At 66.4% G+C, this 22,470-nt stretch carries 22 protein-coding genes, 2 tRNA genes and 1 pseudogene; 16 read left to right on the plus strand and 9 right to left on the minus strand.

Annotated elements, in window-relative coordinates; genetic code table 11:
- The first annotated feature begins 43 nt into the window (after window positions 1-43).
- From CDN36_RS01970 to CDN36_RS02005, 8 genes are all read left to right on the plus strand, one after another.
- Complete coding sequence (locus tag CDN36_RS01970; RefSeq protein WP_287495868.1) at window positions 44-1,684, plus strand: glycoside hydrolase family 18 protein; 1,641 nt, start codon at window positions 44-46, stop codon at window positions 1,682-1,684.
- Window positions 1,681-1,890 carry a hypothetical protein gene (locus CDN36_RS01975; RefSeq protein ID WP_287495869.1) on the plus strand — a complete coding sequence of 70 codons (210 nt, stop codon included), beginning with the start codon at window positions 1,681-1,683 and terminating at the stop codon, window positions 1,888-1,890. The genes CDN36_RS01970 and CDN36_RS01975 overlap by 4 nt, the downstream gene beginning before the upstream one ends.
- Before the next feature lie 484 nt (window positions 1,891-2,374).
- Window positions 2,375-2,581, plus strand: a complete 207-nt coding sequence (locus CDN36_RS01980) for a hypothetical protein (RefSeq protein WP_150556891.1) — start codon at window positions 2,375-2,377, stop codon at window positions 2,579-2,581.
- 103 nt (window positions 2,582-2,684) lie between these two features.
- Entirely contained in the window at window positions 2,685-2,873 is a 189-nt protein-coding gene (locus tag CDN36_RS01985) for a hypothetical protein (protein ID WP_287495870.1), read from the plus strand.
- Between the two features lie 203 nt (window positions 2,874-3,076).
- A complete protein-coding gene (locus CDN36_RS01990; protein WP_150556893.1) occupies window positions 3,077-3,268 on the plus strand; it encodes a hypothetical protein in 192 nt (63 codons plus the stop codon).
- Window positions 3,269-3,328: 60 nt separating this feature from the next.
- Window positions 3,329-3,622 (plus strand): hypothetical protein, encoded by a 294-nt coding sequence (locus CDN36_RS01995; protein ID WP_150556894.1) that lies wholly within the window; start codon window positions 3,329-3,331, stop codon window positions 3,620-3,622.
- A 237-nt stretch (window positions 3,623-3,859) separates the two neighbouring features.
- Complete coding sequence (locus tag CDN36_RS02000) at window positions 3,860-4,555, plus strand: GntR family transcriptional regulator (RefSeq protein WP_287495871.1); 696 nt, start codon at window positions 3,860-3,862, stop codon at window positions 4,553-4,555.
- Window position 4,556: 1 nt separating this feature from the next.
- Window positions 4,557-5,504, plus strand: a complete 948-nt coding sequence (locus CDN36_RS02005) for an AEC family transporter (RefSeq protein ID WP_150556896.1) — start codon at window positions 4,557-4,559, stop codon at window positions 5,502-5,504.
- A gap of 20 nt (window positions 5,505-5,524) precedes the next feature.
- Here CDN36_RS02005 and CDN36_RS02010 read toward each other — a convergent pair whose 3' ends face one another.
- On the minus strand, window positions 5,525-6,607 hold the full coding sequence (locus CDN36_RS02010) for a GGDEF domain-containing protein (RefSeq protein WP_244958203.1): 1,083 nt from the start codon (window positions 6,605-6,607) through the stop codon (window positions 5,525-5,527).
- Window positions 6,608-7,511: 904 nt separating this feature from the next.
- Between CDN36_RS02010 and CDN36_RS02015 the strand changes: the two genes are divergently transcribed.
- Both CDN36_RS02015 and CDN36_RS02020 read left to right on the plus strand, forming a co-directional pair.
- Window positions 7,512-7,715 carry a cold-shock protein gene (locus tag CDN36_RS02015; RefSeq protein ID WP_150556897.1) on the plus strand — a complete coding sequence of 68 codons (204 nt, stop codon included), beginning with the start codon at window positions 7,512-7,514 and terminating at the stop codon, window positions 7,713-7,715.
- A gap of 156 nt (window positions 7,716-7,871) precedes the next feature.
- Complete coding sequence (locus CDN36_RS02020; RefSeq protein ID WP_287495872.1) at window positions 7,872-8,867, plus strand: glutathione S-transferase family protein; 996 nt, start codon at window positions 7,872-7,874, stop codon at window positions 8,865-8,867.
- Window positions 8,868-8,951: 84 nt separating this feature from the next.
- Here CDN36_RS02020 and CDN36_RS02025 read toward each other — a convergent pair whose 3' ends face one another.
- From CDN36_RS02025 to CDN36_RS02035, 3 genes are all read right to left on the minus strand, one after another.
- A complete protein-coding gene (locus tag CDN36_RS02025) occupies window positions 8,952-9,932 on the minus strand; it encodes a bifunctional helix-turn-helix transcriptional regulator/GNAT family N-acetyltransferase (RefSeq protein ID WP_287495873.1) in 981 nt (326 codons plus the stop codon).
- A 161-nt stretch (window positions 9,933-10,093) separates the two neighbouring features.
- Complete coding sequence (gene purT / locus CDN36_RS02030; RefSeq protein ID WP_287495874.1) at window positions 10,094-11,296, minus strand: formate-dependent phosphoribosylglycinamide formyltransferase; 1,203 nt, start codon at window positions 11,294-11,296, stop codon at window positions 10,094-10,096.
- 104 nt (window positions 11,297-11,400) lie between these two features.
- On the minus strand, window positions 11,401-12,096 hold the full coding sequence (locus CDN36_RS02035) for a TetR/AcrR family transcriptional regulator (RefSeq protein WP_150556901.1): 696 nt from the start codon (window positions 12,094-12,096) through the stop codon (window positions 11,401-11,403).
- Between the two features lie 270 nt (window positions 12,097-12,366).
- Between CDN36_RS02035 and CDN36_RS02040 the strand changes: the two genes are divergently transcribed.
- The 4 genes and pseudogenes from CDN36_RS02040 (at window position 12,367) to CDN36_RS02055 (ending at window position 18,014) form a co-directional block, all read left to right on the plus strand.
- Complete coding sequence (locus CDN36_RS02040) at window positions 12,367-13,272, plus strand: SDR family NAD(P)-dependent oxidoreductase (protein WP_287495875.1); 906 nt, start codon at window positions 12,367-12,369, stop codon at window positions 13,270-13,272.
- 46 nt (window positions 13,273-13,318) lie between these two features.
- A complete protein-coding gene (locus tag CDN36_RS02045) occupies window positions 13,319-14,902 on the plus strand; it encodes a flavin-containing monooxygenase (RefSeq protein ID WP_287495876.1) in 1,584 nt (527 codons plus the stop codon).
- Between the two features lie 192 nt (window positions 14,903-15,094).
- Window positions 15,095-16,143: pseudogene (locus CDN36_RS02050) on the plus strand (alpha/beta fold hydrolase).
- A gap of 176 nt (window positions 16,144-16,319) precedes the next feature.
- The gene (locus CDN36_RS02055) at window positions 16,320-18,014 is read left to right on the plus strand and encodes an MBL fold metallo-hydrolase (RefSeq protein ID WP_287495877.1); all 1,695 of its coding nucleotides are present in this window, start codon (window positions 16,320-16,322) and stop codon (window positions 18,012-18,014) included.
- 148 nt (window positions 18,015-18,162) lie between these two features.
- Here the strand turns inward: CDN36_RS02055 and CDN36_RS02060 are convergent, their stop codons facing one another.
- From CDN36_RS02060 to dusA, 4 genes are all read right to left on the minus strand, one after another.
- Window positions 18,163-18,411 (minus strand): hypothetical protein, encoded by a 249-nt coding sequence (locus tag CDN36_RS02060; protein WP_287495878.1) that lies wholly within the window; start codon window positions 18,409-18,411, stop codon window positions 18,163-18,165.
- Window positions 18,412-18,461: 50 nt separating this feature from the next.
- The gene (locus CDN36_RS02065) at window positions 18,462-18,722 is read right to left on the minus strand and encodes a DUF1488 family protein (RefSeq protein ID WP_174966457.1); all 261 of its coding nucleotides are present in this window, start codon (window positions 18,720-18,722) and stop codon (window positions 18,462-18,464) included.
- Window positions 18,723-19,545: 823 nt separating this feature from the next.
- A tRNA-His gene (locus CDN36_RS02070) sits at window positions 19,546-19,621 on the minus strand.
- A gap of 173 nt (window positions 19,622-19,794) precedes the next feature.
- On the minus strand, window positions 19,795-20,823 hold the full coding sequence (gene dusA / locus CDN36_RS02075) for a tRNA dihydrouridine(20/20a) synthase DusA (RefSeq protein ID WP_287495879.1): 1,029 nt from the start codon (window positions 20,821-20,823) through the stop codon (window positions 19,795-19,797).
- A 287-nt stretch (window positions 20,824-21,110) separates the two neighbouring features.
- Between dusA and CDN36_RS02080 the strand changes: the two genes are divergently transcribed.
- Window positions 21,111-21,995 carry an EamA family transporter gene (locus tag CDN36_RS02080; protein WP_287495880.1) on the plus strand — a complete coding sequence of 295 codons (885 nt, stop codon included), beginning with the start codon at window positions 21,111-21,113 and terminating at the stop codon, window positions 21,993-21,995.
- A gap of 202 nt (window positions 21,996-22,197) precedes the next feature.
- Here the strand turns inward: CDN36_RS02080 and CDN36_RS02085 are convergent.
- Window positions 22,198-22,274 (minus strand) — tRNA-Met (locus tag CDN36_RS02085).
- Window positions 22,275-22,292: 18 nt separating this feature from the next.
- Here CDN36_RS02085 and CDN36_RS02090 point away from each other — a divergent pair.
- Window positions 22,293-22,439, plus strand: a complete 147-nt coding sequence (locus tag CDN36_RS02090; protein ID WP_287495881.1) for a hypothetical protein — start codon at window positions 22,293-22,295, stop codon at window positions 22,437-22,439.
- Window positions 22,440-22,470: the final 31 nt, after the last annotated feature.

Raw genomic sequence — 22,470 nt, forward strand, 5'->3', positions numbered from 1 at the left:
CCGCGGCCACGGCGCCGATCCACTCACTCTCAGGAGTCATGCCATGTCCGACACCACGATGCAGGGCCGCCCGCGTGCGGCCACCCTTGCCGACACCGTCACCAACAACGTCACCGGCACCGCCGCACCGCTCCCCCCGCAGCCCCCGCTGCGCGGCGCAACGCCCGGCGAACTCGTGTACGCCGCCGATCCTCACGATGGCGCCACGCAGACGACTTACGCACAAAACGGCTTCGATCCGTCGACGAGTACGACACAACTTTCGTACACCTCCGCGCGCATGGCGCGCCGCGTCTACAACCGCTACTCGAAGAACGCCTTCGAGCTGTCCGGCTACTACACCGACTGGTCGCAATACGACGGGCGGCTCGACGGCGACTTCAGCAACGAAGCCGCGGGCCGCGGTGTCGACCTCATGCTGCTCGACCCGTTCGCATACGACCGGCTGATCGTCGGCTTCGCCGGCATTGTCGGCGACGCGGGCGAGAAGGCGCAGACGATCGCGCGCGCCGCCGTGGATTTTTCCCGTCGCCCCGATCAGGCGACGTTCGTCGACAGTTGGGGCGACGTGCTCGCCTACCGCAATTGCGGCTTCTCGGGCTGGGTCGGCAACGACGTGATGCCGATGTTCCAGCAGTCGCGCGCCCAGGGCGTGCTGGGCGGGCTGCGGCTGCTGCACGCGAAGAACCCGGCGCTCAAGCTGGCGCTGGCCATCGGCGGATGGACGATGAGCCAGGCCTTCCACGGCATGGCGGCGAGCGCTTCGCGGCGCAAGACGTTCTGCGCGAGCGTGGTCGACCTGCTCAAGCGCTTTCCGATGTTCAGCGAGATCAACCTCGACTGGGAATACCCGGGCTCGCCAGGCAACACGGGCAACGTCTACGACGACTCGGACGGCGCAAACTACGCCGCGCTCGTGGCTGACCTGAAGAAGGCGCTCACGGCGGCCGGCCGCAAGGACGTGCAGATCTCGATTGCGGCCTCGGCGAGCGTCGCCGACATGGAGAAAGCGAACTTGCCGGGCCTGCTGGCCGCAGGCGTGTCTCGCATCAACCTGATGACCTACGACTTCTTCGGCACGCCCTGGGCGCCGACGCTCGGGCATCACACCAATCTGCACGACACCGATCCCACGGCGGCCGACCGTTTCTCGATCGACCGCGCGGTGAACTGGCTGCGCCAGGCCGGCGTGCCGCTCGCCAAGGTGCACATCGGGTACGCGGCGTACTCGCGCAACGCCTGCCAGGCGCAGATCGCGCAGGTGTCGCCGCTGGCCGGGACCTACTCGCCCGGGGACGGCATCACGACCGGCACCTTCGAATCGGGCTCGACGGAATACTACGACGTGCTGACGAACTATCTCGATCTCGAAGGCGGGGCCGCGCGCAACGGCTTCGTGCTGTACACCGACACGATCGCCGATGCGGACTTCCTGTACCAGCCCTCGAGCGGGCTGTTCATGTCGCTCGACACGCCGCGCACCGTGCGAGCCAAGGGAGAATACGTTCGCCGCAACGGGCTAGGCGGTCTGTTTACCTGGACCATCGATCAGGACAACGGGGTGCTCGCCAACGCGGCACACGAGGGTCTGGGCCAGCGCGCGAGCGTCTCGAACATCGACATGTCCAGGTTCTACTTCAGCGGCAGGACCACGCTCGACGCGCCGCCGGGAGACGGATCATGAGCTTCATTCTCTCGCGGCTGCTCGAGCCGTCAACCTGGGCGGGAATCACGGGACTGGCCGTCGCGCTCGGCACTTTGCCTGACACGATGCATGAGATCGCGCAGGCCGCCGCGGCGCTCGCCTCGCTGGCCGCCGTGGCGCTGCCGGAGAACGCCCGGCGGCGCGGGTCGGGCGCGCGCGCCGATGGCGTCTCGCCCCAACCCTGACCCTGAGCTGTAAGGCGGGCCGCTCTCCGGGAGGTTCCGGCGGGCGGCCTCGCCTTTCGCGACGGCGCTGGCGCCTCGCGTTCGCCCGGCTTTCATCTTGCGTTCGTCCTGCGTTCGCCGCGCGGCCGTGAAATGAAAAAAAACTGTCACGATTTCTAAACTTTTCGCGGCGGGCGTCGCTATACGTTAAAGGGCGGGATGCCGTGGCGACCTGAGCGTTGATGAAATTTTTTACCGCCACCAGCGCTGTCATAATCGCCGGCTATGATGCGTCGCGCATGGCAGAACGCCGCGCAGCCGACGCACCGGCATTCGCCCGGCCACGCCACTCTGTAGTCCTGTAGTGCAGTCCCGTAGTGCGGTTCCATTCGTGCAAAAACAGAAGCATCGCGCCATCGCCGGCACGCTCGCCGTTTCGAGAGCGGCCAGGACGAGGGCGATGCATGACATCGATCAGATACCAGAGATTCACCCGGGGGCCTTTATGAAGCTGATTCTGCTGGCGCTTGCCGCCTCGCTGTTTACGCTCGTCATGATGGTGCAGGCGCGCAGCGAAGCGACCGGCGCCGCTATCCCGTCCGCGCACGCGCAGCCCGCGGATATGAGCGTGAACGAGCGCGTACCGACGCGCAAGGACATGGCCATATGGAACGCCCGGCGCAAGATGCACGCCGTGCGGCAGGACGACTGACGCGTCATTGGCGGCGCCGCAACATGCTGCACAGCACCAAACTTGGGCATCCCTCGCTGCCGTCCTATAGTGGAATGGCAATTCAGGCGAGGAGACAACAAAGATGCCCACATTCCACTTCAATCTTTACGACCTGACGTTGTTCCTGCCGATGGCAGTGGCCGGTGCGCTACTGGTCGGCGGTATCCCGGCCACCACCCGTGCAACGCGCTACAGCCTGCGGGCGGTGGGCGCGATGGTCGGGGCTCTCGTGGCCTTGCTGGTCGTGGAAGCGCTGCCCGTGCTCGTGTAGCCTGCGCACGCTTGGACGCACGTCGACTAACGGAATGGCTGCTGGCGGGCGCACCGGGCGCACCGGGCGCACCGGGCACACTGGGTGCTTTTTCCGAAAAATGTCGCGGCATGCGAACGGCCCCGCCGAACCCCGGCCCGGCCGCCCGAGCCCCTCCCCCCGAACAGGCTTCGTGCGGACGGCAGCGTCCCGACCCGACGGTCATGCCGCTGTCATCACCCCGGCCTAAGCTGATCGACGGCAACTTCGGTTGCGCTGTCACCCTCTCTGTTGCGCCGCCGACCCCGCTCGGCGGCATTTTTTTACGTGACGAACCCGCCAGTGGCCGTCATCGTTTTATCCGGACGCCCCGCGCGCGCATCGCCTACAATCACCGGAAGTACAACGCCATGTGAGTGCCGTCGATTTGCGACTTGCCGCCGGCATTGCGCACCGCCGTCAGAGGAGGCTTTCGCATGTCCGACGCGTTCTCCCGCGCCTTCGCCGTCGTCATCAATCAGTACCGCTCGCCACGTCAGTACACCGTGTCGGTCGAGCGCGCAAGCGAGATGATCGCCAAGAACATCGGCCTGTTCTCCGACGGTTTTGCCGGCGAGGGCCACCTGGTCGTCGGCCTGTTCGAGCGCGAGGCCGACGCCTGGGCGCTCGCGCACCGGCTGCAACGCACCCGCACGACCATGCAGGCCTTGCTTCAGGTTCCCGCGCGCGCCGCGCCCATTTCGCCGCCGGAGCTCGATCCGAGCGAGTAATCCGCCGAGCGAGTCATCGCAGCAAAGCGAGGCGTCGCGACTCGTCCGCCGCCCCCACGGTCCCGCCGTCTTTCCCTTCTCGCAAAAAATCGTCCGGTTTTTCGTCTATCGGCGTAGAATTCGGAATTCCAGATATCACACCAACCGGCGGACTGCCGGCCGCCCATGTCAAATCCCGCGCCCGCCGACCCTCTCCCTGTCGATGCTCCTGCCGCTTCGCTATCTCCGCTCGAGCCCTTGACGCCGCTAGCGCCGTTGGCGAGCACGCCGGTCCTGATCGACCAGGTGTACGCGCGCCTGCGCGACGCCATCGCCGATCTCACACTGGCCCCCGGCGAGCGCATCCGACAGGCCGAGCTGGCCGACTCGCTGGGCGTTTCGCGTCAGCCGGTCAGCCATGCGTTGCAATTGCTCAAGCGCGACGGCCTCGTGTGCGACAGCGGTCGCCAGGGCCTCGAAGTGGCGCCAATCGACGCCGACCATCTGCGCGCGCTCTATCAGGTCCGCACGGCACTCGACGGGCTGGCAGCGCGCCTTGCGGCCACACGCATGGCGAGCGGCACGCTCGGCAACGCGGAACTGGACCGTCTGCGCGCCGCGGTCGCCGCCGGCATGGCCGTGACGCGAGGCACGCCAATGGCCAATCAGGTCCGCGTGGAAGTGGCTTTCCATACCGCGCTGCACGACGCCTCGGGCAACCCGTTGATCGCGCAGACGCTCGCGCCGCAATGGCCGCACATCATGCGGGCCATGGCCGCCACGCTCGACGCCATGCCGATGCAGGAGGTCGTCTGGCACGAGCACGGCGAAATCGTCGCGCGCATTGCGGCAGGCGACGTGCAAGGCGCCGAGACCGCGGCACGCGAGCACACCGAGGCCGACGGCGGCAACGCACGTCGCGAATGGCTCGCCCGCCTGGCGGAGTCACGCTGACATGCAAGCCGTCATCTCCGCCGCCCTGCCCGTTTTCGGGTTGATCTTCCTCGGCTACGTGTGCGCGAGACGCGCATGGCTGAGCGAGACCGCGCTCGACGCGCTTAACCGTTTCGTCGTCTATCTCGCGCTGCCCGCCGTGCTGTTCCAATCGATGGCGCAGATCACGTGGGCCGAGCTCGTGAACCCCGGTTTTCTCGGTGCGTTCGGCGGCGGCATGGCCGCCACCTTCGCGCTCTCGTTCCTGCTCGACCGTGCCGTGCGCGGGCGGCTGACGGACGCCAGCATCGAAGGCATGGGTGCGGCCTATCCGAACGCGGGCTTCATGGGACTGCCGCTGTGTCTGGTGGCGTTCGGACCTGCGAGCGTGCCGGCGGTCGTGGTGGCCATGCTGCTCACCGCCACCGTACTCTTCGCGATCTCGATCGCAATCATCGAGACGGATCTGCAGGCCACGCCGAACTGGCGTCGCACCGCGGGCTTCGTCTCGCGCGCCCTGGCGCGTAACCCGCTCGTGGTCTCGCCGCTTGTCGGCATGGCGGTGGCGGCCGTGGGCATTACGCTGCCCGATTCAGTCGTGCATTTCACGACCTTGCTCGGCGGCGCGGCCAGCCCCTGTGCGCTGGTTGCCATCGGCATGTTTCTAGCGCAAAGCAGCGGCGCGGCCCGGCAGCCGCGCGTCTCACGGGCCGTAGGGCGGCTCGTCGGCCTGAAGCTCGTGTTTCAGCCCGCGATCACCGCCCTGCTCGCGTTTCGCGTGTTCGATCTGCCGGCGGTGTGGGCGCATAGCGCGCTGCTGCTCGCGGCGCTGCCCATCGGCACGGGGCCTTTCATGCTGGCGCAGTTGTATGGGCGCGAGGCGGCCGTCGCATCGCGCGCGATTCTGGTGTCCACGGTGCTCTCGGTAGTGACGGTGTCGCTGCTGATCGGCTGGCTCAGCACGCAATAGCGGCGCGCCGGGGGCGCGGCTCAGCGCAAGCTCGCCGCCGATGCGACGACGACGCGATCGCGCCCGCCGCGTTTGGCCGCATACAGGGCCGCGTCGGCGGCGCCGAGCAGGCGCATCGGAAGACTTTCGGGGTCGGCGATGTCGCGCGGGTCCACGCTCGCCAGTCCGATGGAGATGGTGAGCGGCACGAGCGCGCCTTCGTCGTCCGGCACTTCGAGACGCTTGACCGCGCGGCGCACACGCTCTGCCACCGTTCCCGCCCAGTTCTGCTCGGTCTGCACAAGCAGCGCGGCGAACTCCTCTCCGCCGTATCTCGCGAGCGTATCGGTCACGCGCAACTGCGCCCGCATGCACACGCTCGCGGCGCGCAACGCACGGTCGCCCGTTGCGTGGCCGTGGCTATCATTGACTCGCTTGAAATGGTCGATGTCGATGAGCAGGCACGCCAGCGGCGCTCCATAGCGCGCGCCGCGCACCACTTCCTCACGCAGACGCTGATCGAAATAGCGGCGGTTCGACAAGCCGGTGAGCGGGTCCGTGAGCCCGATGCGCTTCAGGCGCTCGCGGTTCCACATGTTCTCCAGGCACACCGCCACGACAGCCCCGAAGCGCTCGAGGAAGTCCGTGGCCATGTCGGGAGCGAAGCGTCGCGCATCGCGGCTGCCCAATGCGATCACGCCCATGCAGCGGCCATTGCGGGCAAGCGGCATGACCACGGCGCTCGCGGGCGGGCGCGCGCCGAACAAGGCCGCGTGGCGCTCGCGCGGGGCACCGATCCAGAGTTGCCCGTCGCCACATACCGCCTGGAACGTGTCGGGGTCCTGGGCGATGCACAGGCCGGCATCGAGGGCGCGGGCGCCCTCGGCCGTGTCGATGAGGTCGCGCAGCGTGTCGTCGACCTCGGCGAGCATCAGCCATACGCCCATGAGGTCGAAGTCGTGACGCAGACGATTGAGCACCACTTCCAGGAACTGGCCGAAATCCGGCGCGCCCATCAGGGCCAGTTCGATGTCCTGAAAACGTTTTAGCGAACGCTCGTTGCGCTGAACCGTCGCCAGCAGCGATTGCAGAGAGTCGAGCGTCGGTGCCTGGTTGGTTGCCACGGAAGGTCTCGGAAGACGCGCGGCACTTCGCGGCCGCATCGCGTGCTTGCCCGGCATCGTGCTTTTGCACCCAGTGATGCCCCGGGTCGCATGCACCGGACCGGAAGACACGCGCCGCGTGCACTCCTGCCCGAGATGAAGCCATGAGGCCGTTAACGGCATTGGCTCACCGAATTTAAGGGTCGCGAGAAAGCATTGTGCCGCCCGCAAATCAAGTCGTGGCGCGGTTTGCGCCGAATCCTAGGGAAAATACCTACGTTGCGTGTACGCCGCATGAAACGGGTGCCGCATCGCACAAATCTCGTGCCGCCCGCTCACCCATGATGCGCCGTCTGCCGCGCGCTCGGCCGACGGCTTGTCATGACGCGCGAGCGCGCGCATGAAGTTGTGCCGCGTCATAGTGAACCACGGCTGCCCCATCGCCACGCCGTGACGTCACCCGCCGATTTGCGACTGGCCGCGTGGCGCAGTGACATCTCGATGGAACTCCGGCAAGTCGTTGTGCGCGTCGTCGGGATCGGCGGCATGCTGCCCGACAATGGGCCTGCGGCGCCCGGCATCACATGGCGCCCCGTTCCGGCACATCGGAAGCGATGCGAACGCCTAAACGTCGTGCATGACATCTCGATGTCGGCAAGACCGGTCGTCCGGCAATACCAACTGAATGTCGCATTGCAGCGAAAGATGGCCGGAAACCGGCGTGGATCAAGGATTTAAAAGTTTCCCTGCTTGACACCTTCCCACCTTTCCCGTAAAAAAAGGGGGTGCATGAACGTTGTATGGCGAGTCTTGTGTTCATCTAATGTCGCCCTCTGCGTCGCCTCGGTTGTACCTGATCAGCTTTAATGTCATGCGCTCGCTGAGCTTCTCGCTCGCTCATTTGAAAACTTTAAGGATTTAAGAAATGGCAACTGGTACCGTCAAGTGGTTTAACGACGCCAAGGGTTTTGGTTTTATTACGCCGGACGAAGGGGGTGAAGACCTCTTCGCACACTTCTCGGAAATCCAAGTGAAGGGCTTCAAGTCGCTTCAGGAAAACCAGAAGGTGAGCTTCGAAGTGAAGATGGGACCGAAGGGCCGCCAGGCCAGCAACATCCAGCCGCTGTAAGCCTCGGATGATTCGCTGAGCGGTCGCGCTTGCGACCCATGCACCTCGGACAGCGCCTCGGGCGCGTCCGAAATGAAAACCCCGCTCAGGCGGGGTTTTTTCGTTTACGGGTATGCTGAAGCCTTGTCTCTCTGTGCAGCCATCCGGAGGTACGCAATGGGTTTGTTGGTCGATGGACAGTGGCACACCGACGGATACGACACGCGCGCGAGCGGCGGGCGCTTCGAGCGCCGCCCCGCCACCTTCCGGCGCTGGGTCACGCCCGACGGCGCACCCGGTCCGAGCGGCGACGTCGGCTTTCCCGCCGAGCGCGATCGCTACGTACTCTACGTCAGTTACGCCTGTCCCTGGGCGCATCGCACGCTGATCATGCGTGCCCTCAAGGGCCTGCAGGACATGGTGCCCATCGCGGTCGTGAACTGGTTGATGCTCGACGACGGCTGGACGTTCGACCCTGGCCCCGGAGTCACCGGCGATCCGGTGCGCAATGCCCGTTTCCTGCGCGACATCTACCTCACCGCGGACGCGAGGTTCACCGGACGCGTGACCGTCCCGGTTCTGTGGGATATGCGAAGCAGCACGATCGTGAGCAACGAATCGTCCGAGATCCTGCGCATGTTCAACAGCGCATTCGACGGTCTCGGCGCCATTCCGGGCGATTACTACCCGCTCGCCTTGCGCGAGGAAATCGACGGGCTCAATGCACGCATCTACGACGCGCTCAACAACGGCGTCTACAAGGCCGGGTTTGCGACGACGCAGGCAGCCTATGAAGAAGCCGTCACGCCGCTCTTCGAGACGCTCGACTGGCTCGAGGCGCACCTCGCCACGCGACGTTTTCTCACCGGCGAGCGCATGACCGAAGCGGACATCCGTTTGTTCACCACGCTGATCCGTTTCGATGCCGTCTACGCCGGTCACTTCAAATGCAACCTGAGACGGATCGCGGACTACCCGAATCTCTCGGCCTACACGCGCGACATCTATCAACAACCCGGCGTCGCCGCCACGGTGAATTTCGCGCACATCAAGCGCCATTACTACGAGAGCCATCGCGCGATCAACCCGACCGGCATTGTGCCCACCGGACCGTTGCTGGACTTCGATGCGCCCCATGGCCGCACGCAGATGATCACGATGGAGCGGCCCTGAGACAAGACGCCGCGCCAGCAGGCAGCACCGCTCATGCCTTCGCAAGCCCGGACGCGGCGACTTCGCCGGGCGATGGCGCCTGAATTACGGCCGGCCCCTTACAAAACGCTGTTCCAGCACCGCCTTGCCCCATTGCTCGCCGGCCTTCTCCTCGACGAGCACAAAGCCCCTCGTCTCGTAGAGATGTCGCGCCGCATGCAGACCGGAGAACGTCCAGAGATGCGTCTGCGCAAACCCCTTCTCGTCGACGAACGCCATTGCGGCGTCCAGCAGCTTCTGCCCCAGCCCCGCGCCGCGCGCGCCGTCGTCGATGATGAACCAGCGCAGATGCGCGGCGCTGTTGCCGAAATCTTCGCCGAGGTCCTCGCCGTCGATCGCCACCGAGCCGACGATTTCGCCGGCTTGCCGCGCCGTCCAGATCGCGTTGTGCGGATTCGCGAGACGATCGCAGAACGCTGCGAGACCGCTCGCCACGACCGATTCGAACCGCTGGCCGAAGCCCGCCTCGCGGGCGTAGTAGCGCGCGTGCATTTCCGTGATGCGAGCGATGAGTCCGGGGCAGTAGCCTCGCACGAGTTCGATCGGTGCGGCATACGCCGCGCTCGCGTCGCCGTCGTGGGCGATGGCCAGTGCGCGCGCGTATAGCGTCATGTCTTCGAGCACCGCGCGGCCCTGATTGGGCTTCAGACGTCCCAACGCCTCGACGACCTGCGCCCGCGCGTATGCATGGACCGCCGCCACACGCTTGCGGCCAGCCGCCGTCAGCGACAGGAGTTTGACGCGAGCATCATGCGCGGCGGCCGTCTCCTTCACGTCGCCGGAGGCCACGAGCTTACGCAGCATGCGACTCACGCTCGACTTCTCCAGTCGCAACAACACGCCGAGCTCGCGCGCCGAAATTCCCGCCTTGCCTCGCCTGCTGCACTTCTCGATTTCGATCAACGCATGCACCGCGGACGGCGACAGGTCGGTGCCGGCAAACGCGCCGCCCATGAATCCCAGCTCGCGCACCATTTCGCGCGAGACGGCGCGAATCGCTTCCACCAGAGACGGATCGACGGCCATGGGAATACGCTCCTCGCTTCACATGGTTGTACATTACAACTTAATGGTTGCAACATACAACCATGAAAACAAAAAAAACGCCGCGGGGCAAAGGCCTCGCGGCGCCTTTCCTGCTGACTCGCCTGGGCCGGCGCCTCGCGCCGGGCGCGCGGCGCGTGTGCTCAGAGCGCGCGCGGCTTCACGCGACTGGCGGCCTCGAGCGCGTTGCGGCGCGCCACGTCGAGATCGTCGTCATACGCGAGCGCCACGCCCATGCGCCGCTTGACGAAGCTCTCCGGTTTGCCGAACAGACGCAGGTCCGTGCGCGGCACCTGCAACGCGCGCTCGACGTCGTCGAACACGATTCCCGTTGCATCCACGCCGCCGTAGATCACCGCACTGGCGCCCGGCGTCTTGAGCGAGGTGTTGACCGGCAAGCCGAGGATGGCGCGCGCATGCAACTCGAACTCGTTCTGCCACTGCGTGATCATCGTGACCATGCCCGTGTCGTGCGGGCGCGGACTGACTTCGCTGAACCACACGTCGTCGCCCTTCACGAACAGTTCCACGCCGAAGATGCCCTGCCCCCCGAGGTTGTTCGTGACCTCGCGCGCAATCACGCGCGCGCGCTCGAGCGCGACCGACGACATCGGATGCGGCTGCCAGCTCTCGACATAGTCGCCGCTCACCTGCTTGTGGCCGATGGGCGCGCAAAAGTGTGTCTCGATCTGCGCGTCGGCACCGCGTGCGCGCACGGTCAGCAGCGTGATCTCGTAGTCGAAGTCGATGAAGCCCTCGACGATGATGCGCCCGTGGCTCACGCGCCCGCCCGCCATCGCATGGTCCCAGGCGGCCTTGACGTCCTCGGGGCCGTCGATCTTGCTCTGTCCCTTGCCCGAACTGCTCATCACCGGCTTGACGATGCACGGATAGCCGATGCCGCCGTCGATCGCCGCCTGCAATTGCTCGAGCGAATCGCAGAACCGATACGGACTCGTGGGCAGCCCCAGCGTCTCGGCGGCCAGACGGCGAATGCCTTCGCGGTCCATCGTCAGGCGCGCCGCACGCGCTGTCGGGATTACGCGCACGACGCCGTCCGCCTCCAGCGCCTCGAGCATCGGTGTGGCAATCGCCTCGATTTCGGGCACGACGAGATCCGGCTTCTCGGCCTCGATAAGGGCCTTCAACTGCTCGGGGTCCGTCATCGTGATGGTGCGCGAGTGATGCGCGAGTTGCTGGCCGGGCGCGTTCTCGTAGCGATCGACGGCAATCGTCTCGACGCCGAGGCGCTGCAGCGCGATCAGCACTTCGCGGCCGAGTTCGCCGGCGCCCAACAGCATGACCTTCGTCGCGCTCGGCGACAGCGGGGTTCCGATAGTGGTCATTTGTGACCTTTGGAGAGTAAGAAATGGGGAAGCATCGACGCTTGCCGAGGTGCACGCCCGGCGCGTCATGCGAAAGACGTATTGTAGCCGCGCCGTTTGCGAATTCACGTCAGCGCGCCGCGCAGCACGCGACGGCAACTCGCCACCATGCGGGCTTCGCTGTCCTGATAGCCGGCGAGCACCCACGCCGTGCCGGCGTGGGTCATCGCACCAACGAGCGCCAGGCCGACGATCCGCGCTTGCGCCTGCGCCTCCTCGTGCGCCGGCGGCGGCGCATCGGCCATGCCCAGGATCAGCTTCGAGAATTCGAAGATATAGCGCTGATAGACGAGATCCGTCTGCGGACTCACGCCCATGACTTCGAGCAGCAGCACGCGCGCCGCGGGCGCACTGCGCAGGAACGAAAAGAAGGCGTGCAGGCCAGCGTCGATGCGCGCGTCGAGCGTGGGCGGACTCGAGGCGATGGTCGTCTGCAACTGGCGCAGCAGGGCCTGCGCGTGGTGTGCGTAGGTCGCCTGCAGCAAGGCCTCCAGGTTCTCGAACGCCGCATAGAAATACCGATCGTTGAGCTTTGCCAGACGGCACACCGCGCGCACGGTAGCGCGCCGAAAGCCTACGGTGCCGAAAACCTGCGTTGCCGCGTCGATGAGCGCCGTGCGACGCGCCGACTCGCGCTCGGCCTGCGCCACGCCGCCATAGCGCCGCCCGCGCGCCCTCGGGCCGTCGGTCGCACGAGACGCCGCTTCACCCGGGGCGGCTTCCTTCGATTCGAGTCCTTGTTCCATTTCGTTATTTGACATCACGGAAGCGGAAAACTAAAGTGGTGACGCACAACACCAAATTATAGGCGACGCCCTTATGGCAACACGCGCCGTCACATTCGCCGCTCGACACGTACCACCGCTCACGCCCGTGGCCATCAGTTGTCGACGCTTGCCGGACGTTGCCGGACGTTGCCGAAAGCCGGTGTCAGCCGTCATGCCGCGTCGGCATCCGTCGATGCCGGACACGCCAGCGACCTGCTGGCCGCGCTTCGGACTTTGCCCGGCGGGAATCCAGGGAGACGCACAATGAAGACGTTCAGGGACAAGGTAGCGGCCATCACCGGGGCCGGTTCGGGCATGGGGCGCTCGCTCGCGCTGGAACTCGCGCGCCGCGGCGCCCACCTCGCGCTCTCGGACATCGACGAAGCCAGCGTCGCCCGCACCGCCGAGGCGTGTCGGGCGCTCGGCGCGCGCGTCACGTCGCAGCGGCTCGATGTCGCCGATCGACAGGCCGTGTTCGCCTGGGCAAACGACACGCTCGCCGCCCACGGCAAGGTGAACCTGCTCTTGAACAACGCGGGCGTCTCGCTGTCGGTGCCGGTGGCCACCGCGCGGCACGAGGACTTCGAGTGGCTGATGAACATCAATTTCTGGGGCGTCGTACACGGCACCCAGGCGTTCCTTCCCGCGCTCACGGCGAGTGGCGACGGCCATATCGTCAATACGTCCAGCCTGTTTGGCATCATCGCCATGCCCACCCAGTCCGCCTACAACGCGAGCAAGTTCGCCGTGCGGGGCTTTACCGAAGCGCTGCGCATGGAGCTCGATCTGGCGCGCTCGCCCGTCTCATGCACATGCGTGCATCCGGGTGGCGTGGCCACCAACATCGTGCAGACCTCGCGCATCGACGAGAGCATGGCTGCATTCACCGGGCTCGACGCGCACACGCATCGCAAGCGGGCGAACCGGCTCATCGACGTGACGAGCCCGGACGCCGCTGCACGACAGATCCTGGCGGGGGTGGAGCGCAATGCGCGCCGCGTGCTCGTTGGCGCCGACGCCCGACGCGTGGACAAGCTCGCACGGCTGCTCGGCGCGTATTACCAGGCGCTGGTGGTCCGGCTGTACCGGCGCACCGCCATGGCGCGTGCGCCGCGCCAACGCCGCGATGCTGCGCGTCCTGCCGCCGCCGAATCGCCGGGTAAGCGATAAGTAAGTGAGTGAGTGAATGAATGAGCGACCGTCCGAGGAGAACGCCATGACCGGCAACGCTGCTGTCACCGACATTGCCTCCGCCACGACCGATCTCGACGTCATCATCGTGGGCGCCGGGCTCTCCGGCATTGCCGCGGCACACTATCTGCGCGAACGCTGCCCCGGCACACGGTTTGCGCTGCTCGAAGCGCGTCAGTCGCTCGGCGGCACATGGGACCTGTTCCGGTATCCCGGCGTGCGCTCCGACTCCGACATGTTCACGCTCGGCTTCAGCTTCCGGCCCTGGGCAAGCGATGAGGCCATCGCGGACGGCGGCAAGATCCTCGACTACCTGAAGGACGCCGCGCGCGCCGAAGGCCTCGATACCCGCATTCGCTACGGTCACAAGGTGCGCGAAGCGCGCTGGGACTCCGCCCTCGCCCGCTGGACGCTCGACGTCGAACGCAGCCATGCCGACGGGCAGCGGGACACGCAATCGCTCACGTGCCGCTTCCTGTTCATGTGCAGCGGGTATTACGCCTACGATGCCGGTCACGCGCCCACCTGGCCGGGCATGGACCGTTTCGGCGGCATCGTCGTGCATCCCCAGCACTGGCCCCGGGATCTCGACTATCGCGGCAAGCGGGTCGTCATCATCGGCAGCGGCGCGACGGCGGTCACCCTGCTGCCGAGCATGGCCCCCACTGCCGCACACGTGACCATGCTGCAGCGCTCGCCCAGCTACATCCTGTCGATGCCGCAACGCGACGGTCTCGCGGAGATGTTGCGCGCCGTGCTGCCGGCGGGCGTCGCGCACCGCGTCGTGCGCATGAAGAACGTGCTCGTCACGCTCGGCTTCTACAATGCCGCGCGGCGCTGGCCAAACGCCATCCGGCGCGTGCTGATCCGGCGCGCCGCCCGTCAGGCGCACGGGCATGCCGACATCGCGCGCGACCTCTCGCCGCGCTACAACCCGTGGGATCAGCGTCTGTGCCTCGCGCCCAATGGCGACATCTTCAAGGCGCTGCGCAGCGGCCGTGCGAGCATCGTGACCGACGAGATCGCGTCGTTCACGCCGACGGGGCTTGCGCTAACGAGCGGCAAGTCGCTCGACGCGGACATCATCGTGACAGCCACCGGCCTGCGCGTGCAATTGATGGGCGGTGCGCGCCTGTCGGTCGACGGCGCGCCGGTCGCGCTGGCGGATACCGTGGCCTACAAGGGGATGATGTACAGCGGCGTGCCGAACCTCGCCTCGATCTTCGGCTACACGAACGCGTCGTGGACGCTCAAGGCCGAGTTGATTGCCCAATATGTGTGTCGTCTCATCAACCACATGAACGCGCATGGCTTCGACACGTGCATACCGCAATTGCGCGACGGCGAGCATGGCGAGTTGCCGGCCATCGGGCTCACGTCGGGCTACATTCGGCGCGCGGCCGGAGTGTTGCCCAAGCAGGGCGGGCGCAAGCCCTGGGTGTTCTATCAGAGCTATCTGCGCGACCTGCGGCTCATGCGCTGGGGGCGTATCGAGGACGGGGCAATGCGTTTTGAACGACGTGCCGCGTGCGGCGTCGAAGCGAAGACGACAGCGCGAGGCGCTGGCGCATCGGGCGCCGGCGATAAGGTCCCCGCCGCTTCGCGTTAGCATGCGGGTTCGGTTACGCGCGGGGGCCGGGGCGCACCGGCGCAGACCGTGCGCTCCGGGTGTTGGCGAAGCGCCGTGCGACGCGTCACTGCATTGCATCGACACCGGCCGTTGCCCTTTGAACGTCCCTTTGAACGTCCCTTTGAACGCCTAACCTTGAACGCCTAACCTTGAACGCCCCCCTTTGACATCATGCTCATTGCCTACCTGTTCGGCTGTCTCGTCATCGCGCTCGTTGCCATGGGGTTCGTGCTGCGCCGCTTCACGCAACGCGTGGCGCGCCGCGCGCAGGCCGCCGTGCCGCCCGACGGGCAGTTTCTCGACATCGGCGCTCAGCGTGTGCATTACGTCGACTTCGGGCACGGTCCGGCCATCGTGTTCGTGCATGGCCTGTGCGGGCAGTTGCGCAACTTCGCGTATCTGCCGCTCGCCGCGCTCTCGCGCACGCATCGCATCGTGCTCGTCGATCGTCCGGGATCGGGCTATTCGACGCGCTCGGCACAAAGCGACGGCGACCTCGGCGCGCAGGCCGACGCCATCGCCGGACTCATCGATGCGCTCGGCCTGGGCCGGCCGCTCGTGGTCGGGCATTCGCTCGGCGGCGCGATATCGCTCGCGCTGGCGCTCGATCACCCGCAGCGGGTCGGCGCGCTTGCGCTGATCGCGCCGCTCACGCAACCGGTGGCCGAGCCGCCGGCTGCGTTCCGCTCGCTCGCGATCCGCCGCGCGTGGCCGAGCCGCCGGCTGCGTTCCGCTCGCTCGCGATCCGCCGCGCGTGGTGGCGTCGCTGGGTCGCGCGCACGCTTGCCGTGCCCGTGGGCATGATGACCGGACGTGCGGCCCTCGGCTACGTCTTCGCGCCGGAAGCGGCGCCAAAGGACTTTCTCGTTCGCGGCGGCGGCGTGCTCGCCTACCGCCCGGACAACTTCGAGGCGGCCAGCGTCGACATGCTCGCCGCCGAGCGCGACATGCCGGGTCTCGCGGCGCGTTATGGCGCGCTGTCGGTTCCCGTCGACATTCTGTTCGGTCGCGGCGATCGCGTTCTCGATGCCCGCGTGCATGGGCAGACCATGCCCGAGGCGAGCCCGCGCGTGCGCCTGACGCTCGTAGAGGGTGGCCACATGCTGCCCGTCACGCAGCCGGAAGCAACGATGGCGTGGGTGCAGGCGGCCGCCGCGCGCATGCCGTCGGCGTCCTACCGTGACGCCAGCCATGCCGCTCCCACCATGACGCCACCATGACGGTTTCGACGCACGCTGCCAACGACTCGCCCTGAGTCGATTGCGCCGGTGCCGCGGGTTGTGCGCTCGCACATTCGCGCCTCTCGCCCGCACATGGCATGCACGCGCCTGCGGCATCGCCCGTCCGATGGCACACTAGGGGCTTTCCAACTTCGCGCCGCGGGTGCGACCGCCCCATGTCCGAACGTGCCGACACCCCTTCCGCCCTGCCCGCCTTGCGGCTCGCCGCAAGTCTCGTCGTGCTGCGCGAGCGCGCCAGCGGTCTGGAGGTCTTGCTGCTGCGGCGCGCCGTGCGCGCGAACGACTTCAGCTCGGATGCCTATGTCTTCCCGGGCGGCGTGCTCGACGCCAACGATCGCGCGGCGCACGCCGTCTGCCTCGGCATGGACGATGCGACGGCGAGCGAGCGTCTCGGGCTGCTCGGCGCAGGCCTCGACTACTACGTGGCGGCCATGCGCGAGTGCTTCGAAGAAACCGGCGTGCTCTTCGCCAGCGACGAGCACGGCGCACCGCTCGACGCGGCGCGTCTGGCCGAAGTACGCGCCCGGCGTGAAGCGTTGCATGACAGGCAAATCGATATCGCCTCGCTGTGCCGGTCCTTCGGCATTCGCCTCACGCCCCGCCGTCTGCACTACCTGAGCCATTGGGTCACGCCACTCGGCCTGGCGAAGCGTTTCGACACGCGGTTCTTCCTTGCCGCGCTGCCCGAGGCGCAACAGGTCGAAGTCGATCATGTCGAGACGGCGGCGCATCGCTGGATGCGTCCGCAATACGCGCTCGCCCACGCCGATCAGTTGCGGCTGTTGCCGCCGACGCGCAAGTTGCTCCAGTGGCTCACGGGCATGGACACCGTCGAGTTGGCAATGGCCGCCGCCGGCGCACTCGTCGACGTGCCGCGCGTGCAGCCGCGGCTCGCGAACGGCAGGCGCGGACGCTGGCCAATCACGCCCGACGAGCCGGCGTGGGCAGAACTGACGCTGACCGATCCCGACGAGCGCGGCGGCGGCAGCTACGACATCGTGCCGGGGCGCGTGGTGACGCTGATGCCCGGCGTGCTGCGGCTCACCGCACCGAATCCCGGCATGATGACCGGGCCCGGGACGAACACTTATCTCGTCGGCGGCGGGCCGCAGAACGGTTGGGCGGTAATCGATCCCGGTCCTGACGACCCGGCGCACATCGACGCGATCGTGCGAGCCGCGCCGGGCGAGATTCGCCAGATACTGGTAACGCACACGCATCGCGATCATTCGCCGGGGGCGGCGCGGCTCCGGGCCCGCACGGGCGCGCGCACCTACGGCATGGCGGCACGTCATGACGTCGGGCAGGACACCGCGTTCTCGCCCGACGTCGAACTCGCTGACGGCGACACCGTCGTGCTGCCCGACGGACGCGTGCTGCGCGCCATCCATACGCCCGGACACGCGTCGAACCATCTTTGCTATGCGCTGGAGGACGCCAGACTCGTCTTCACCGGCGACCACGTCATGCAGGGCTCGACGGTGGTCATCAATCCGCCCGACGGCCATATGGCGACGTACCTGGCGTCGCTGCAAAGGCTGGCCTCGCTCGAACCCGAGTGGCTCGCGCCCGGGCACGGCTTTGTGATGGATCGCCCCGCGCAGCGCATCGGGCAACTGATCACGCACCGATTGGCCCGCGAAGCGCGCACGCTCGACGCGCTAGGGCAACTCGGCCCGGCAACGCTCGACGCCCTCACGCCGGCCGTCTATGCGGATGTGCCGGCGGCGCGGCATGCGGTGGCGCGTCGCTCGCTGCGCGCGCATCTGGACAAACTGGTGGAGGACGGTCGCGCCGCCGTGTCGCAGGACGGGCGCTGGCGCGCCGTAGACGTGAGCGCGACGCGGTAACGGGCGCCGGTAACGGGCGCCGGTAGCGGTCGACGCGCTCGCTGGGGCGCACCGAGGCGCGCACCGAGGCGCTCACCGGGGCGCTCACCAAGGCGTGTTATGCGGCCGGCTGCGCGTCGGGCTATGCCGGCGCTGCCGGACCGATGCGTCAGGCGTCGCCGTCGCCGAGCAGTTCGTCGACGATACGCTCGCCGGCCTTGCGCCCTGCCATCTCGGCGTCGACGCGATTGTCGCGGTGTCCGTCCGGAGAGCGGACTTCGGGGCCCTCCGGTTTGCCGTGTCGGATCACCTGCACCAGATAGTCCCAAGGCCCGGCGTACTCGTTCTGAAACGCGCGGACACGGATTTGGTAACCGGCGCGGTACTCATAGACCTGCTCATGCGATGCGTAGCTCATGACGGACTCCGTTCGGCGAAAGTGCGGAAACCGGGTTGCGCCCGACCGGCCTACGAAACGTCGTCGATCTCGATCGGTTCGCTCGCGGCGCCGGCGGCGATGACCCTGGCGGCACGCTCGACGATGTCGTCCTCGTGCTCCATGAACTGATCGAAGAGCGCATCGCCGGCGGCGTCGGCGCCAGCGAGACGGTTGAGCGCGTTGCGCGAGATCTGGCACGTCCAGACCTTGCCGTCGACGTTGAGGTAAAAGCGCACGAACCCGCCATCGTTGCCAACGAGCCCGAGACCACCATGCACAAAGGGATCCATTGCCATCTCCACGACGTGTCGATCGTCAAAACACCCGGTGTTGCCAAAAATGCTAGCACGTTCGAATTCGATGAGTCACATCGCGGCGCCGACGGTGCGCCGCGGCGCAGGGCAGCAAGATGACGGAGGGGGGAGGAGCGCGATGAAGGACTAAGGGAATAAGGGGCTAAGGGAATAAGGGGCTAAGTCGCTAAGTCGCGAAGCGGGGGAAAGGCGAAGAGGTAGAGCGTAGAGCGCCGGAGGAAGCGAAAAAAAGCCCGCCTGAGGCAGGCGGGTTCAAATCCGGGATGCATGGGGCACCATGGCGACCCCGGGAAGACAGGGTCATGAAAACATGACGGTTTCATTATGGGCCGCGCATGGCCGAGCGCACCTCGCTCTCGCGCACGGAATTAGATCTGGATCAAACCGGGGCTTTCATTTCGGTGCGGCGAAGCGGATGTCGACGGCCGAAGCGCAGATTCGGATCTCGTCGCCCAGCGACCACTCCGCGGCCCTGGCGAGCATGGCGGCAGGCACGGGTTGCAAGCCGGCACGCCAGCGGCCCTCGCCCTGGTGCGCCCTTGTTTGTTCCCGTTTGGTCACATCGGCAAGCCATGCGCGAATCCCACATGGACCATGCCCGCGAAGCGCCGATTTTGGCAGCCCGCCTGGCGCCATGCGCCAACGCAAACCCGCCGGCACTACACCGACGCGACGGCCGATGCGATGCGAGGGTCGTCAACGCTGCTCAAATTCTGAAATTGGGATCTTCGTTCCGAATTCACTGCGTGGAACGGTTGGACAAGCAGAAACGCTTTGAACTACAAGGCAAGGGGAATTTTGGGGTGACCGATGGGACTCGAACCCACGACGACTGGAATCACAATCCAGGACTCTACCAACTGAGCTACGGCCACCGCCGTGATCAGCAACGTGACTTGCTTGCTGAACAGAAGCAAGATTATAGCGACGTTTTTATCGCGTTGCCAAGCACTTTTTTCACGTCTTCAAAATATTTCTCGGCTCAGGTGCGCGTTCGACGCGCGGCACGTCCTTCTCGCGCGGGGAACGCTCGCCGCGCCTCGTGCACTCATGCCGCCGTCAGCGACGTCGCCTCCGTCAGACCTTCGACCTCACGCGCCGACAACGCGCCCGCACGCAACTGCGCGCGCGCCTCGTCGAACGCGCCTACCCCCGCCTTCAACCGCTTCGGGTCAGACAACACGCGACGCCAGCCGCGCGCGCCCGGCACGCCCCGATACAGGCCGAGCGCATGACGCGTGATCGCGCCCAGATATTGACCCTTCTCCACCTGCGCCGCCGCGTATTCGATGAGCGCATCCTCGATGGCTTCGCGCGACTTCACCGGCGACGTGTCGCCATAGAAACGGGCATCGACCTGCGCCAGCACGTAGGGGTTGTGGTATGCCTCCCGACCGAGCATCACGCCATCGACATGCCGCAAGTGCGCCTCGACTTCGTCGAGCGTCTTCACGCCGCCGTTGATCAGAATCTCCAGTTGCGGGAAGGCCTGCTTCAACCGATACGCATAGTCGTACTTGAGCGGCGGGATCTCGCGGTTCTCCTTCGGGCTCAAGCCCTTGAGGATGGCATTGCGCGCGTGCACGATGAACGTGGTACACCCGGCCTGCGCGATCTTGCCCACGAAGTCTTCCACGAACGAGAACGACTCCACGTCGTCGATACCGATCCGATGCTTCACCGTCACTGGCACCTGCACCACGTCGCGCATTGCCTTCACGCAGTCGGCCACCAACTCCGGCTCGGCCATCAGGCACGCACCGAATGCGCCGCGCTGCACCCGCTCGGAGGGGCAGCCGCAGTTCAGGTTGATCTCGTCATAACCCCACTGCTCGCCGAGCTTTGCCGCGCGCGCCAGGTCGTGCGGTTCGCTGCCGCCCAACTGCAACGCCACGGGATGCTCCACGGCGTCGAAATCGAGATGGCGCGCCACGTCGCCGTGCAGCAGCGCTCCCGTCGTCACCATCTCGGTGTAGAGCCACGTATGGCGCGAGATCTGACGATGGAAAACGCGGCAGTGCGAATCCGTCCAATCCATCATCGGCGCCACGCTCACGCGGCGGGCAGGCAGGTTCATGCAAATTCCTCAGCAACAGCAAACGCCGCCCCGCGCCAGCAAGACGACGTCTCTTGATAAACGAAACACGAAGTATACGTCATGCGCCCGCCGTACCGCCCCGGCGCGGCGAGTACGGCGAGTACGGCGAGTACGGCGATCGGACGACCAAGCGCGCACGAAGCGGCACGGGGCCCCATGCGGCGAGCGCGTGGATTCTTCGCACGACACGTTCACGCGCCAGGAGTACACTTTCGCCTTTCCCCAAACGACAAGCTGACGAACAACGCAGCGCAAGGAGAGGCCGCATGGCACCGAAGGATCTGTTACAGGCACTCGTCGTCGTACTCGCCTGGGGCGTGAACTTCGTCGTGATCAAGGTCGGCCTGCATGGCGTGCCGCCCATGCTGCTCGGCGCGCTGCGTTTCCTGCTGGCTGCCTTTCCGGCCGTCTTCTTCGTCAGGCGTCCGCAAGTGCCCTGGAAATGGCTGATCGCCTACGGCGCCACGATTTCCTTCGGACAATTCGCCCTGTTGTTTACCGCGATGTACGTGGGCATGCCCGCCGGCCTCGCTTCGCTCGTGCTGCAGGCACAAGCATTCTTCACGCTCGGGCTTGCCGTGCTCTGCCTCGGCGAGCGCTTTCGCGCGCAGAACGTCGCCGGCTTGCTGATCGCCGCAGCGGGCCTTGCGGTCATCGGTGCCCAGGGCGGCGGCGCCATGACGCTGCTCGGCTTCGTGCTCACACTGTGCGCATCGCTGAGCTGGGCAACCGGCAACATCGTCACCAAGAAAATCGGCAACGTCGATCTGGTCGGCCTCGTGGTGTGGGCGAGCCTGGTTCCGCCCATCCCCTTCGCCCTGCTGTCCTACGGGTTCGAAGGACCGCAGCAGATTGCGGATTCGCTCGCGCACATCTCGGCGGCCTCGGTGTTTGCGATCGCGTACCTCGCCTTCGTCGCCACGCTCGTCGGCTACTCGCTCTGGGGGCGTCTCATGACGCGCTATCCGGCCAGTCAGGTCGCACCGTTCTCGCTGCTCGTACCGATCATCGGCCTCGCTTCGGCCGCGCTGCTGCTCGACGAAAAGCTCGCCGCGCCCCAGATCGCGGGCGCCGTGCTCGTCATGTCCGGCCTCGCCGTGAACGTCTTCGGCGCCAGAATCAAGCAGCGTCTGATGCCGTCTTCACGCTAGCGAGCTGCATATGCAGGAGCGGGGACGGCCGCCCCTGCCCGTCGAGTTCGGAACCGCCCGCAGCGCAACATCGCCCCAAATGCCTGACATGGCAGTGTCTGACCAGGCATCGTCGATACAATTGGCGTTCGGACAACATCGGCACATGGCGACGCCAGAACGCAAAAAGCCTGATTTCGCGCGGAAATCAGGCTTTCGAATTTGGTTGCGGGGACAGGATTTGAACCTGTGACCTTCGGGTTATGAGCCCGACGAGCTGCCAGACTGCTCCACCCCGCGTCTGAAGAATAAGATTATATGACAATTGCCATCGCAGTGCAACAAGAAGGGCAGAATATCGTCGCTGCGTCCGCCGAAGGCTGCGGCACGCTCGGCGCGCTGCTCCGCAACACGGGTTATCCCGCGACGTCGGCCGCCGCGCCGCACAGCGTGCGCCGCCGATGATACACTCGCAGCAACCATGAACCGACGTCCT

Origin of the sequence: Pandoraea sp. CB10b_02, from assembly GCF_002216225.1 — a bacterium.
GTDB lineage: Bacteria > Pseudomonadota > Gammaproteobacteria > Burkholderiales > Burkholderiaceae > Pandoraea > Pandoraea nosoerga.